This window comes from Desulfobacula sp. (genome assembly GCF_030611305.1).
In the GTDB taxonomy this organism is placed as follows: domain Bacteria; phylum Desulfobacterota; class Desulfobacteria; order Desulfobacterales; family Desulfobacteraceae; genus Desulfobacula.
On sequence record NZ_JAUWQB010000092.1, the window covers coordinates 1 to 12,946 of the forward strand.

General features: G+C 42.2%; 16 protein-coding genes. 14 read left to right on the forward strand and 2 right to left on the reverse strand.

Annotated elements, in window-relative coordinates:
* From QAI40_RS14480 to QAI40_RS14545, 14 genes are all read left to right on the forward strand, one after another.
* A partial coding sequence (locus tag QAI40_RS14480; protein ID WP_304511722.1) for a potassium channel family protein occupies positions 1-747 on the forward strand: 747 nt, incomplete at its 5' end.
* A gap of 140 nt (positions 748-887) precedes the next feature.
* The gene (locus QAI40_RS14485; RefSeq protein WP_299980030.1) at positions 888-1,361 is read left to right on the forward strand and encodes a response regulator; all 474 of its coding nucleotides are present in this window, start codon (positions 888-890) and stop codon (positions 1,359-1,361) included.
* A 48-nt stretch (positions 1,362-1,409) separates the two neighbouring features.
* Complete coding sequence (locus QAI40_RS14490; RefSeq protein ID WP_299980029.1) at positions 1,410-1,961, forward strand: Na+/H+ antiporter subunit E; 552 nt, start codon at positions 1,410-1,412, stop codon at positions 1,959-1,961.
* Complete coding sequence (locus QAI40_RS14495; protein WP_299980028.1) at positions 1,958-2,245, forward strand: monovalent cation/H+ antiporter complex subunit F; 288 nt, start codon at positions 1,958-1,960, stop codon at positions 2,243-2,245. Before QAI40_RS14490 ends, QAI40_RS14495 begins: the two co-directional genes overlap by 4 nt.
* 19 nt (positions 2,246-2,264) lie before the next feature.
* Positions 2,265-2,588, forward strand: a complete 324-nt coding sequence (mnhG, locus tag QAI40_RS14500; RefSeq protein ID WP_299980026.1) for a monovalent cation/H(+) antiporter subunit G — start codon at positions 2,265-2,267, stop codon at positions 2,586-2,588.
* A 2-nt stretch (positions 2,589-2,590) separates the two neighbouring features.
* Positions 2,591-2,836, forward strand: a complete 246-nt coding sequence (locus tag QAI40_RS14505; protein ID WP_291347925.1) for a Na(+)/H(+) antiporter subunit B — start codon at positions 2,591-2,593, stop codon at positions 2,834-2,836.
* Entirely contained in the window at positions 2,833-3,657 is an 825-nt protein-coding gene (locus QAI40_RS14510; protein WP_299980019.1) for a Na(+)/H(+) antiporter subunit B, read from the forward strand. Before QAI40_RS14505 ends, QAI40_RS14510 begins: the two co-directional genes overlap by 4 nt.
* A 9-nt stretch (positions 3,658-3,666) precedes the next feature.
* Positions 3,667-4,083 carry a cation:proton antiporter subunit C gene (locus QAI40_RS14515; protein ID WP_299980017.1) on the forward strand — a complete coding sequence of 139 codons (417 nt, stop codon included), beginning with the start codon at positions 3,667-3,669 and terminating at the stop codon, positions 4,081-4,083.
* 3 nt (positions 4,084-4,086) lie between these two features.
* Positions 4,087-5,571: a complex I subunit 5 family protein gene (locus QAI40_RS14520; protein WP_299980015.1), complete on the forward strand. Its 1,485-nt coding sequence runs from the start codon at positions 4,087-4,089 to the stop codon at positions 5,569-5,571.
* A gap of 38 nt (positions 5,572-5,609) precedes the next feature.
* Positions 5,610-7,085, forward strand: a complete 1,476-nt coding sequence (locus QAI40_RS14525) for a monovalent cation/H+ antiporter subunit D family protein (protein WP_299980013.1) — start codon at positions 5,610-5,612, stop codon at positions 7,083-7,085.
* A gap of 25 nt (positions 7,086-7,110) precedes the next feature.
* On the forward strand, positions 7,111-7,260 hold the full coding sequence (locus QAI40_RS14530) for a hypothetical protein (RefSeq protein ID WP_299980012.1): 150 nt from the start codon (positions 7,111-7,113) through the stop codon (positions 7,258-7,260).
* Between the two features lie 48 nt (positions 7,261-7,308).
* The gene (locus tag QAI40_RS14535; protein ID WP_299980010.1) at positions 7,309-7,554 is read left to right on the forward strand and encodes a hypothetical protein; all 246 of its coding nucleotides are present in this window, start codon (positions 7,309-7,311) and stop codon (positions 7,552-7,554) included.
* Positions 7,544-9,316 (forward strand): Na(+)/H(+) antiporter subunit D, encoded by a 1,773-nt coding sequence (locus QAI40_RS14540; RefSeq protein ID WP_299980008.1) that lies wholly within the window; start codon positions 7,544-7,546, stop codon positions 9,314-9,316. The genes QAI40_RS14535 and QAI40_RS14540 overlap by 11 nt, the downstream gene beginning before the upstream one ends.
* 15 nt (positions 9,317-9,331) lie before the next feature.
* On the forward strand, positions 9,332-9,967 hold the full coding sequence (locus QAI40_RS14545) for a Crp/Fnr family transcriptional regulator (RefSeq protein WP_299980007.1): 636 nt from the start codon (positions 9,332-9,334) through the stop codon (positions 9,965-9,967).
* Here the strand turns inward: QAI40_RS14545 and QAI40_RS14550 are convergent, their stop codons facing one another.
* Positions 9,968-11,419, reverse strand: a complete 1,452-nt coding sequence (locus QAI40_RS14550; RefSeq protein WP_299980005.1) for a TrkH family potassium uptake protein — start codon at positions 11,417-11,419, stop codon at positions 9,968-9,970. It lies immediately after the preceding gene.
* The gene (trkA, locus tag QAI40_RS14555; RefSeq protein ID WP_299980003.1) at positions 11,419-12,783 is read right to left on the reverse strand and encodes a Trk system potassium transporter TrkA; all 1,365 of its coding nucleotides are present in this window, start codon (positions 12,781-12,783) and stop codon (positions 11,419-11,421) included. The genes QAI40_RS14550 and trkA overlap by 1 nt, the downstream gene beginning before the upstream one ends.
* Positions 12,784-12,946 lie beyond the last annotated feature (163 nt).

Sequence of the window (12,946 nt, forward strand, 5' to 3'; positions counted from 1 at the left end):
ATACCGCAGCCACAGACTCGAATAGATTCCACGACTGTGCTCGTGCTTGCCGGCTCGGCTGAACAGCTCAAAAAATATGACGAGGTCTTCTCCATTTACAGTGTTTATCACACCACTGATGCTCCTGTTCTCATATTGGGCGGTGGCCGTGTCGGGCGTGCAGCGGCACAGGTCTTGGAAGACCGACAGATTGTTTACAAAGTTGTGGAAAAAAGGGCGAGATTCATTCAAAATAACAATTATATTGAAGGCAATGCTGCTGATCTTGATACCTTGAAGCGGGCCGGCATACAGGAAGCTACTTCTGTCATTATTACCACTCATGATGATTCCATGAATATTTATCTTACCATTTATTGCCGTCAACTGCGATCCGATATACAGATTGTCAGCAGGGCTAATCTGGACCGAAATATTTCCAAACTGCACAGTGCTGGAGCAGATCTTGTCATGTCACATGCTTCCATGGCAGCAAATACTATAATTAATCTTTTAAAACCCAATAAAGTAGTGATGTTCGCAGAAGGATTGTATATCTTCCGCACGCCAGTACATGCAGCTCTTGTGGGCAAATCCCTTGCTGAAACTCAAATTCGGGAACAAACGGGCTGCAGTGTAATTGCTATTGGCAGAGAGAATAAATTAAATATTAATCCCGAACCTTTGATTCTTCTTGGGGAACATGATGAAATGGTCTTGATTGGGACGAGCGATGCGGAAAAATGTTTTATGGACATCTATCAATAATCAGTAAAAACAGGGGCTTTGAAATATTTATGTGTGTTCCCCTGATAAATTGAGTGTTGACTCAAAATCATACTTTTGTTATATGCAAAGGTTGGTTAAAATGGAGATTGATAGATTTATTATCATTGTAAGGACATATTATGAAACTCCTATTTATAGATGATGAACAGACATTTCTGAAATATCTTGCCAAACGACTTGTGCTTGACGGATTCACAGTTAAAACAACTTTTTCAGGTGAAGAAGGGGTAAAAGCTGCTGCTGAAGAAGATTTTGATGTGGCTGTTGTGGATTTGCAAATGCCGGGAATTGATGGGATTGAAGTTCAAAAAAGGCTGAAGGACTTGCAGCCGACGTTGCCCTGTATTGTTCTCACCGGGCATGGAAGTGTTGAAAATGCGCTGGAAAGCGGTAAATATAATGCATTTAAATTTTTGTCAAAACCCGTGGATATGGATACGCTTATTGAAACCATAAACGCGGCTTATAATCACAGAATTCAACAGGAACAATCATCCTCCGGATCTGACAGATCCCAAGCAGGAGCAAAAAAAGAAGGCGCCATGGCAAAGCTGTATGGGAAATTCCGTAAATTGTATGGTGTTGAAAAATAGTTTGTTTTTGGTTTTTGATTCTCATGATATTTGAGGGAGGGTGGTTCATTGATAGTTTCAGGTAATGGTATTGCCAAAAATGACGGCAAGCCGACATCCACGCGTTTTAAATCATTTTTTTCTTTTCTGGTTACATTTGTTTTAATGTTTTTAACCTGGATTGTGCTGTCGGGAAAATTTGATCCTCTGTTGTTATGGCTGGGGGGTATTTCAAGCTTTTTTGTGGCGTACTATTTTTACGACCTGTTATTTCCAGTAATGGAATCGGGATATGGGAAAGTGTTTTTTAGATTTATCGGTTATATGCCCTGGTTGATCTGGGAAATCATTAAAGCCAATTTCCACCTGCTGTATCTGGCCTTTCACCCACGGATGAAAGAGTTGATAGATCCCCACATTATTACTTTTAAAACCAATTTAAAATCCGATATAGCCATAACAACCCTGGCCAATTCCATTACCCTGACGCCTGGAACCATTACGGTAACGGCGGACAGTGACGGTGTGTTCAGGGTGCATGCCATTGACAGGGAATCAGCCGATGCCTTGCCGGGCACCATGTTAAAAAAAGTTGCTAAAGTTTTTGGAGAAGAGATATGACCACTTTTTTTCTAAGCGTTGCATTGGGATTATGCTTTCTGATGCTTTTTTCACTGTATAGAGCCTTGTTCGGTCCTACGGTTCTGGATCGGCTTATCGGCGTCAATGCCATCGGGAGTAAAACTGTCATTCTTTTACTGCTCATCGGTTTTCTTTATGAGCGTGTTGACATGTTTGTTGATATTGCACTGGCCTATGCGTTTCTAAATTTTGTTACCGTACTGGCGGCATCACGCTATTTCCACAAAAGGAAAGGGCTGTACGAAGAATCCTTTATGGATTAATCATCAATTTGGAGTAACCATGGATATACTTGTCATTTTGTTTTTAGTTACTGGCTTATTCTTTTTTCTGGGTGGAGCGGTCGGTATCATCAGGATGCCGGATTTTTACAGCAGGCTTCATCCGGCAGGCAAACTGGATACCCTGGGGATTTTTGCCATGGTGACGGGGCTTGCCATATACAACCTTCACCATTTTTCCTTTGACGCCCTGCTGCTTTCAGCAAAGATGTTTTTAATTGTATTTTTTGTGTTTCTCTCCAGTCCCACAGCCACCCATTCCATTGTTGATGCCGGAATGCGGGCGGGGTTGAGACACTGGACTAAAAAGAAACGAAAGGGTTAATCATGCACTGGCCAATTGATTTGATTGTGTTAACCTTTGTCATTTTTTGCGCGATTGCTGCCATATCTGTCAAAGATCTGCTTGGAACAGCCATTTTATTTGGTGCCTATTCATTTATGATGTGTCTGCTCTGGGCTGTTATGGGCGCAGTCGATGTTGCCTTTACCGAAGCATCAGTTGGCGCAGGAGTCAGTACGGTTTTCTTTGTTGCAGCTGTTTTCAGGACTAGCAGGAGGACAAAAGATTGAGATTCTTAGGATTTATTATTGTTTGCCTGACAGGCGCATTGTTGCTGTATGGAACAGGGGAATTCCCGGACTGGGGTGATCCTAATTCTCCGGCCTCAATCCATCTTTCAGATCATTATATTGAAAAAGCGGTTGAGGAAACACAGGTTCCCAACCTCGTAACGGCGGTTCTTGCTGATTATCGTGGATTTGACACCATGTTTGAAACAGCCGTTGTTTTTTGTGCAGGCCTGGCATGTTTCCTTTTGTTAAGGGATTTCAGTCAGAAAAAAGAACGCTTTTACCGGCACACCCCTACCGGGGTTATCCTGCATGTGAAAGACAGTAAAAAAATCCTGAAGGTGGGAAAAGAATTTGAACACATGGATAAAGACTGGGTGCCGTCTGACCTGATTATAAAAACTGTCTGCCGGATTTTAATCCCGTTTATCCAGATTTATGCCATGTATGTCGTGGCCCATGGAGATTTTTCGCCCGGTGGTGGTTTTCAAGGCGGGGTAATTTTTGGTTCCAGCCTGATTCTTTTAGCCATTTCTTATGATCTGAAAACGCTGGTAAGGCGGGTGAAGGAAAAAGTTTTTGGAATTTTTGCTGCTCTCGGGGTTTTAATTTATGTCGGGATTGGAGTCATCTGCATGTTCATGGGGGGTAATTTTTTGGACTATTCAAGACTGGCTCCTTTAGTACCGGGAGATCCTCACCATATCAGGGCTTTGGGTATGTTAGGCGTTGAAATCGGTGTGGGAATTGCTGTAACGGCAGCAATGGCCATCATTTATATTAATATCGTCTCCGAAGGCAGACATGATGAAGGACTATAGGTAAAGGCTATGACTGATTTGTTACCCCTGATTGTGGCAAAATACAACTACTGGCTCTATGTGATCTTAATGATGATCGGCCTTTATGCCATGATTGCAAAAAACAATCTGATAAAGAAACTGGTAGGTATGAACATCTTTCAAACAGCAATTATCCTCTTTTATGTATCCATAGGATATAAGACGGATGCCACTATACCGATCATTCAAAATGCCCATGGCGGACAGGGTGCCCACAGCGCGGCCATCCACGCGGCTGATTATATAAATCCCTTGCCCCATGTTCTAATGCTGACTGCCATTGTTGTATCTGTTGCAACCTTCGGCGTTGCCATGGCATTAGCTGTCAGGATATACCAGCGGTACCAAACCCTGGAAGAAGATGAACTCAGGATGCGCCTAGCTGATATCGGGCCGGAAAAATAAACTATGGATAATTACCCCGCACTAATTGTTATTGCACCGCTTTTAGCCGCCCTTTTAGCCGGGCTCGCCGTCTGGATAAAAGAACGATTGTCATACCCAATTGCTTTGATGGGTCTTGCCGTTTCAACCTTTTCTGCATTCAAAGTGTTGATGCAGGTCATAGATTCCGGCACGATCCAGTATAAGATGGCCGGCTGGACACCGCCCATGGGCATTGAATATAGAATTGATCTGTTAAATGCCATGGTACTTTTGCTGGTATCAAGCATTGCCTTTTTAAATCTTTTGGCAAGCTACAAAAGTGTTGAGATAGAAACAAATGACAGGGCCGGGTCATTTTATACTATTTATCTCTTGTTTGTGACAGGGCTCTTAGGTGTTACAGCTACAGGCGACCTTTTTAATCTTTATGTATTGATTGAAATCACCTCATTGACCAGCTACGCCATGGTAGCTTTGGGAGACAGGGACAGAGGTCCTCTGGCCAGTCTGAATTATGTTTTTATCGGGGTTATCGGTGCCAGTTTCTATCTTCTGGGTGTGGGTTATCTTTATCTTAAAACCGGTTCCCTGAACATGCTTGACGTGGCAAATATTCTGTCCGGTATCCATGGTTCCTCCACGGTATTGGTTGCATTTATCTTGATGATGATCGGTATCTGGATTAAAATGGCACTCTTTCCCATGCATGTCTGGCTGCCCAATGCCTATACATACTCACCCGTGGCATTTGCAAGGATAGTGGCTCCCTTAATGACCAAAGTCATGGTTTATGTGATGATACGGTTGCTGATCACGGTGTTCGGGTTTGATTATGTTTTTGAAACCCTGAATCTTGCCGATGCAGTAGTCTGGCTTGCAACTATAGCTGTACTTGCCGGTGGTGTTATGGCGCTTTCCCAGAAAAATTTAAAAAAAATGCTCACCTATATCATTGTGTGTGAAATCGGGTACATGGTGGGGGGTGCATGGCTGGGTAATCAGCTTGGTATGACCGGTGCTATTTTACACATCTTAAATGATGCGTTAATGACCTTTGCCCTGTTTCTTGCTGTGGGGAATATGGTCTATAAACTTAAAACGGTTGATTTGATTGATCTGAAGGGCTTGTTCGGCAAGATGCCCTGGACCATGGCAGGATTTGTTCTGGCTGCCTTCAGTATCATTGGAGTGCCGCCAACCTGCGGATTTTTCAGCAAATGGTATTTGATTCTGGGGGCTTTTGAAGCCGGCGCCTATCATTTTGCAGGTGCACTTATCATATCCAGTTTGATCTGTGCCGTTTTATTCTTTAAAGTTTTTGAAATCTGCTTTTTTGAACCCATGCCCGAAGAACATGGGCATGTGGATTCTCATTCCCATGTGATAATTGAGGAAGCACCGGTATCCATGCTGATTGTGTCCGGGTTTGTCAGTCTTTCCTTGATTGTTGTGGGGCTGTATTCAGGGACTATTGTAAATACGATCATCCTTCCTTTCTTAAAGTGAAGATGAACATGATTATAGTAAAAAGGTAAACCAAATAAATGGAAACCATTATCTCAATTAAACCTCTTCTGGCAGTTTTAGTTTCTCTTTTTGTCATTCCGGTACTGATCTCTTCTTCCGGCAAACCCAATGTAAGGGAATCATGGATCTTTGTTGCAGGGGCCATCAAGCTTATTCTTGTCCTTTCCATGCTTCCGGTCATACTTGAAGGAAAACAGATCGCCCTGACCCTGTTTGAATTTGCTCCCGGTGCAGCCATTGCATTCAGAGTGGATGGACTTGGAATGCTGTTTGCCATTGTAGCGGCAAGCCTCTATATTGTGACATCCGTTTATTCCATTGGATATATGAGAGGGCTTGATGAACATGGTCAAACCCGGTTTGTCTCCTTTTTTGCCCTGGCTATTTCCGCAACTATTGGTGCGGCATTCTCTGCCAATTTATTGACCCTTTACCTTTTTTATGAAATTTTATCTCTGGCTACATATCCTCTGGTTGCCCATCATCAGGATAAAAAATCAAGAATTTCCGGTCGAAGATACTTAACCTTTATTTTAGGCACATCCATCGCCCTTGTCCTGCCCGCAATGATTTACTGCTATCATGTAACAGGAACCCTGGAATTCTCCACTGCCGGTATTTTTTCTGACCAATTGTCTAAACCTGCGGCCACTGTGTTGCTCTTAATGTTTGTTTTCGGGTTTGCCAAGGCAGGGATAATGCCGTTTCACTCGTGGCTTCCGGCTGCAATGGTTGCGCCGACCCCGGTCAGTGCCTTGTTACATGCTGTGGCAGTTGTAAAAGTTGGGGTCTTCTCCATTGTCAGGGTGATGACAGGAATTTTCGGAGTTGACCTGTTGTCAAACTTTAACCTTGGGGTGGTAGTAATGAGCATTGCTTCGGTCACCATTCTTGTGGGGTCCTGTATTGCTCTTTCCCAGGATGAATTAAAACGCAGGCTTGCCTATTCTACTATCAGTCAGTTGTCCTATATTATTTTTGGTGTGGCACTCTTGTCGCCCCAGGGACTTTTGGGCGGGGTCATCCACATTGTCATGCATGCCTTTGGAAAGATTACCCTGTTTTTTTGTGCCGGGGCTATTTATGTGGCAACAGGCAAGAAATATATCAGTCAGATGAGTGGGCTTGGTAAAAAAATGCCCTTTACATTTGCGGCTTTTTTTATTGGTGCCCTGGGAGTGATCGGGCTTCCGCCAAGCGGAGGATTTTACAGCAAATGGAATTTGATTTTAGGAACCCTTGAAGCTCAGCAGACCATTTTCATGGTTGTCCTGCTGGTATCATCATTTCTTAATGCATTCTATTTTTTACCCATTGTGTATAAAGGGTTTTTCGGGAAAAGTGAAGAAGAGGATGACAATGTTCCGGTGAAAATCCAGGAAGCAAATCTTTGTCTCGTCATTCCTTTGATGATAACAGCCGTTATTTCAATTGTTTTATTCTTTTACCCAACGGTTTTTGTCAATTTGATAAAAGTCGGTTTGGGTATTTGATTTAAAAATTTTTAAGGTTAGAAGCATGAATAGCAAAGATGAAAATAAAAGAGAAGATTGGGAAATGCTTGGGCATGAACCTGTGCCGGGATATAAAACAGCTTTTTATTTGGCGGTCTTGGTCGCTGTGATCTATTTAACATTTGCCTTTTCAACTGGCGGCGGCGGTCACTAACCGGTTTGATCTGGCGGGAAAAGATTAATTTGACACAAGGATGCAATAATGAAAAAAGAACTTTCAATCTTTGATAATCCCAAAAACGTAAAAAAACTATTGATCATTTTTTATTGTTCTCTGGTCATTTTATTGATTTCAGAATTTTTTATTCATCCACATCCGGCATTCTCTTTTGAGCATGTTAAAGGGTTTTCTGCTGTTTACGGCTTTTTCTCCTGTGTTCTGCTTATTTTTCTGGCCAAAATTTTAAGATTAATTGTGATGAAAAAAGAGAATTACTATGACAAGTAACATGCTTCCTCCTGCAATAATATTTATTTTAGGTGCAATTCTGATTCCTTTTTTAAAAGGAAAGACCAAGTCCATATACATGCTGTTAATCCCTGTGGCAGCCTTTTATATCCTGGTAAATATTCCTCAGGGAAATATCTGGACATATGAATTCTGGGGTTACAACCTGATTCTTGGAAGAATTGACAAGCTTTCAATGATCTTTGGCTATATTTTTACAATTATGGCTTTTCTTGGTATTTTGTTTGCCCTGAAAGTAAAAGATGACCTTCAGCATGTTGCGGCAATTGTTTATGCCGGCTCAACCTTAGGTGTTGTTTTGGCAGGAGACTTTCTGTCCCTTTATTTTTTTTGGGAAGTCATGGCGGTCAGCTCAACATTTTTGATCATTGCATCCAGAACAAGAGCATCACGGGAAGCAGGCTTCAGGTATATTCTGGTTCATTTGATCGGCGGCCTTTTCCTTTTGGCCGGGATTGTTCTTACCATCCAGAAAACAGGAACCATTGCCTTTGATTATATCGGTCTCACCGGGATTGAGTCATACCTGATTTTTATTGGTATTGCCCTGAATGCCGCAGCCATTCCTCTTCATGCATGGTTGCCCGATGCATACCCTCATGGAACCCCGACAAGCACGGTTTTTTTAAGTGCCTTTACAACAAAATCTGCAGTATATCTTTTAATCAGGACATTCCCCGGGGCAGACCTGCTTATCTGGATCGGCGCATTTATGGTCTTTGTACCCATATTTTATGCTGTACTTGAAAATGATATTAGAAAGGTGTTGGCCTATAGTCTTTTGAATCAGATCGGATTTATGCTCGTCGGTATCGGCATTGGGACCCAGCTTGCCCTGAATGGTGCTGTTGCCCATGCATTCTGCCATATTCTTTATAAAGGCCTGCTTTTCATGGCGGCAGGATCAGTTTTGCAGATGACCGGTAAGATCAAGTGTACGGAAATCGGGGGACTTTATAAAACAATGCCATTGACTTGTCTTTTCTGTATTGTTGGTGCAGCATCCATATCAGCGTTTCCTTTATTTTCAGGGTTTGTTTCCAAATCCATGATCGTCACTGCAACGGTCAATGAAAAAATGGTCTTTGTCTATCTCATATTGCAATTCGCCTCTGCAGGTGTGTTTCACCATGCGGGTATAAAAGTTCCTTTTTTCACTTTTTTTGGACATGATTCCGGCATTAGAGCCAAAGATCCTTCATGGAATATGACATTAGCAATGGGCATTGCAGCATTTGCCTGTATTTTTATAGGGGTTTTTCCTCAACCATTATATAATCTTCTGCCCTTTATAGTTGATTATGTGCCCTATACTGGTGCACATGTTGTCGGCCAGCTCCAGCTTTTAATGTTTGGTGCCCTGGCCTTTGCTCTTTTGATTCTTTCCGGATATTATCCACCGGAAATTAAATCTATTAACCTTGATGTTGACTGGTTCTATCGAAAGCTTGGCCGGGGAGGATATATCATTCTGGATAAGGGATTAAATACATTAAATATGATATCCGAAGGCGTTGTAATGGGATTTCTCAAAGGCCTTGTATTCTTTTTTAAAAATACAGCAGCAAAAATTGCTCTGTTTGTGGCGGTGAATATCTGGTTGGCTTTGGGCTACCGGGATAAGCGGCTGGAAATAAAGAAAAACAGACTTTACAATGATATTCTTGAAGGAACTCTGCCTATTGGTATCGGTGCAGCCGTTACTATATCCTTTATCCTTTTAGTGTTTATTTTAACTTAGCAACGAGGCTTTCAAATGGTAAAAATAGAAGATTTAAAACGTATCAATCTGTTAAAAGATGTTCCGGATCATTTGCTGGAGATTATTGCCAATGAAGCCCAGTTGAGTATTTTCGGTACAGACACACAATTAATAAGTGTCAATGAGGAAGTGGATACGTTTTATATGCTGATAATGGGACAGGTGGCCATTAAAATTGAACTGACACCTGAGATTGATGTTATTCTTGATTATATTCAGTCCGGGTCTTCTTTTGGTACTTCCGCACTCCTTAAAGGATCAACCTCCTCTTATTCTGCAGTTTGTCAGGAACCATGCGAGATGATAACCCTTTCAGGCGAGAGGATGCTTCAATTGTTTGAAGAGGATCATGAGCTGGCATACCATATGATGTCCAGTGTCGCAAAACAATATAAAAGACGCATGGATTTTCGGGCTCAGATGATTACGAAGACCTTGGGTAAAAATCCAGAGTTGCAAGAAGAGATCTCAGATGAGCAAGCACAACAATTATTTGAAGAAGATTTCCAAGCGAATTTTCAAAAAGGGTACGCCTCGATGTTGGAAATCGTAGAGCTTTTTAGATCAAGAATGAAAACGCATACACGGCAGTTTTTACATTCTCTGGCAACGCATCCCGGGATTATTTAATTATTTTCTCCAGAATTCAGGAACGAAAAGGATAATAACAGTATAAATTTCCAGCCTGCCCAACAGCATGCACCATGCAAGCAGCCATTTCCCCATTACCGGAAGATGGGCAAAATTTTCAGTGGGTCCTACGGTTCCGAATCCGGGACCGATATTTCCGATACAGGCTGCGACTGCACCCAAAGCTGTCATCATATCAACCCCCATACCGGCAAGAAGAATACTTGACACAATAAAAAGACCGATATAAAGGGCCAAAAATCCCATGATGCTTCGTAGAACTTTATCCGGGATAACCGTATTATTTATTTTTACATGATTGATGCTTCGTGGATGTATAATTTTAAACAATTCTCGATAGCAATATTTGTAACAGACAATGATCCTGGCGCATTTCATTCCACCACCGGTAGAACCTGCAGATGCACCGATAAACATGCAGACAAACAGAATCACCTGGCTTAAGCCTGGAAATTTTTCGTAATCAGCCGTTGCAAATCCGGTCGTTGTGAGGATTGAAACAACCTGAAAACTTGCAAACCGGAAGGCATCTTTAATGGAAGTATAAACAGAACCATAAATATCCCATGTCATTACAAGGGTTAACACAAGAACCAATCCAAGAAAAAATCGGCATTCCATGTCTTCCCAGAAGGCAAGAGTTTTCCCGCGAAGCATCTGGTAATGAAGAGAAAAATTAATTCCGGCCAGGATCATAAATATCACAATAACATAATCAAAATAGGCACTGTTATAGTGGGCAATGGAAGCATTTTTGGGAGAAAAACCACCGGTGGGCATGGTTGTAAACGCATGACAGGCTGCCTCAAACAACGGCATGCCGCCACCCAGCAAAAAAATGATTTCAAGCAGGGTGAAAACCGCATATACACCCCATAAAATTTTTGCAGAGTCACTCAGCCTGGGAGCAAGTTTGTCCGGCACAGGGCTTGGTACTTCCGCCTTATACAACTGGATACCGCCAACTCCTAAAAACGGCAGTATGGCAAGGGATAAGACAATAATTCCCATGCCGCCCAGCCATTGAATAAAGCTTCTCCAGAAAAGAAGACTTTTTGTCGTTCCTTCAATAGTTATCATTACAGATGATCCGGTTGTTGTAAAACCTGAGACAGATTCAAAAAATGCATCGGTAAAACTAGTGAATTCAGGGCTTAAATAAAAGGGCAGGGCACCAAAAAGGCCAATGCCTGTCCAGGCTAATGCAACAGCCGTCATCCCCTCTTTCTGGTTGATATAATCATCTCCGCCCTGTTTTTTTGACAGAATGATCAGGATGAGTCCTGCCACCGTGGTGATGACGATGGAGCGAATAAAGCTGTCCCTGGAAAGGTCATCATAATGGAGACTGACAAGTAAAGGGGCAACCATGGAAAGCCCCAGAAAAAATAAAAGGATACCGATAATACGTGCGATAAACTGCCAGCGCATTAAAAGAAATCCAGTTTAACGGTCAACAGTTTTTCGAGTTTTTTAACGGCATGTTTGACAGCAAACATGATGATTCGGTCATCCGGTTTGACAACACTGTCCCCATCTGGAATTATGATTTGACCGTTTCTGATGATGCAGACAAGAATCGCACCTTTGGGAAAGGAAAGTTTTTTTAATGGCTTGTTAGTAATGTCAGACGTTTCAAGGGCAATAGCTTCAATGAATTCTCCTCTCTCACCAAAGATTGAAATGTCAGATAAGACCTTCCCTTTCCTGATATTCTGTAAAATTGAGCTGACAGCCGATAGCCTCGGACTGACAACTTTCTCAATGCCAATGGTGGCAAGCAGGGGAAAATAACTTGATTTCCCGATCCTGGTGATCGTATCGTGAACCCCTAAATTTTTTGCCAGAAGGGAAACAAGGATATTGGTTTCATCATCATCGGTAACAGAAACAACAACATCACTTTGGCCCATGTTTTCTTCAAGAAAGAGTTTCTGGTCAGATCCGTCACCATGAAGAACAACGGCTTTATCCATTTGTTCAGACAGGTAATGACAACGGTCAATGTCAGAGTCAATGATTTTTGTCTTGATTGACTCTTTTTCGAGTCTTTTGGCCAGCCGTTCACCGATTCGTCCGCCGCCGATAATAAAAACTCTTTGGACAGGCACAATTTTTTTGCCGAAAAGCTTGAGCATTTTTTCAAGTTTTTGTGTTTCACTTACAAAATAGATTAAATCCCCGGGTTCAACTGTATTGCTTCCTCTTGGGACGATAACGTTATCATTTCTGATGATGGCGGCAATCAACGGCCGGTCCTCACCGAACCTGGAAGAAAAATCAACAAGTCTCATTCCTGCCATGGGAGAATGCCTGTCAAGTCGGATAGCTACATATTTTACCTGACCATCAGCAAAATCTCCGACATCAACGGCGCCCGGAACATCCATCAGTTTTTTGATGGTGTTCACCACCTCGATTTCAGGATTGATTACTGTATCAATATGGGGATTTTCTTTTTTCAACCGGTCATGATATGGATCAAAATCAGAATTTCTGATCCGGGCAAATTTTTTGGTTGTGGGGGATATCAAGTCGGTTATCAGACAGGCCACAAGATTTGTCTCATCGCTGTCTGTTACTGCCAGAAGGATATCAGTCTCTTTAATACCGGCATCAATAAGAACCTTAGGACTGCTGCCGGATGCCGTAATAACCTGTATATCAAGGTTTTCGGAAAGACGTCGAACAGCGTCCTGATCCTTGTCAATAACAATGACCCGCTTGTTTTCAGAAGCCAGTCGGCTGGCAATATTATACCCGACTTCTCCGGCACCAACAATAATGATCTTCAAGTGTTATCTCCTGTCACTCAATGATAAAGATTTGGGACATAACTTACTAAATCAGTAAAAGACTGTCAATAATACGAGAAAATCCCAAATCCACCGCCTAATTTTTTATAGACCCCTCCAAAGGTAAAATCGGGGAATTTTTTTCTTGGTGGGGCCGATTCCG

Bases quoted from the DNA above. Each gene is read 5' to 3' on its own strand.
- QAI40_RS14530 (WP_299980012.1), top strand. From the start codon at position 7,111: ATGAATAGCAAAGATGAAAATAAAAGAGAAGATTGGGAAATGCTTGGG.
- QAI40_RS14495 (WP_299980028.1), top strand. From the start codon at position 1,958: ATGACCACTTTTTTTCTAAGCGTTGCATTGGGATTATGCTTTCTGATG.
- QAI40_RS14520 (WP_299980015.1), top strand. From the start codon at position 4,087: ATGGATAATTACCCCGCACTAATTGTTATTGCACCGCTTTTAGCCGCC.
- QAI40_RS14545 (WP_299980007.1), top strand. From the start codon at position 9,332: ATGGTAAAAATAGAAGATTTAAAACGTATCAATCTGTTAAAAGATGTT.
- mnhG (WP_299980026.1), top strand. From the start codon at position 2,265: ATGGATATACTTGTCATTTTGTTTTTAGTTACTGGCTTATTCTTTTTT.
- QAI40_RS14550 (WP_299980005.1), bottom strand. From the start codon at position 11,419: ATGCGCTGGCAGTTTATCGCACGTATTATCGGTATCCTTTTATTTTTT.
- QAI40_RS14535 (WP_299980010.1), top strand. From the start codon at position 7,309: ATGAAAAAAGAACTTTCAATCTTTGATAATCCCAAAAACGTAAAAAAA.
- QAI40_RS14505 (WP_291347925.1), top strand. From the start codon at position 2,591: ATGCACTGGCCAATTGATTTGATTGTGTTAACCTTTGTCATTTTTTGC.
- QAI40_RS14515 (WP_299980017.1), top strand. From the start codon at position 3,667: ATGACTGATTTGTTACCCCTGATTGTGGCAAAATACAACTACTGGCTC.
- QAI40_RS14485 (WP_299980030.1), top strand. From the start codon at position 888: ATGAAACTCCTATTTATAGATGATGAACAGACATTTCTGAAATATCTT.
- QAI40_RS14525 (WP_299980013.1), top strand. From the start codon at position 5,610: ATGGAAACCATTATCTCAATTAAACCTCTTCTGGCAGTTTTAGTTTCT.
- QAI40_RS14540 (WP_299980008.1), top strand. From the start codon at position 7,544: ATGACAAGTAACATGCTTCCTCCTGCAATAATATTTATTTTAGGTGCA.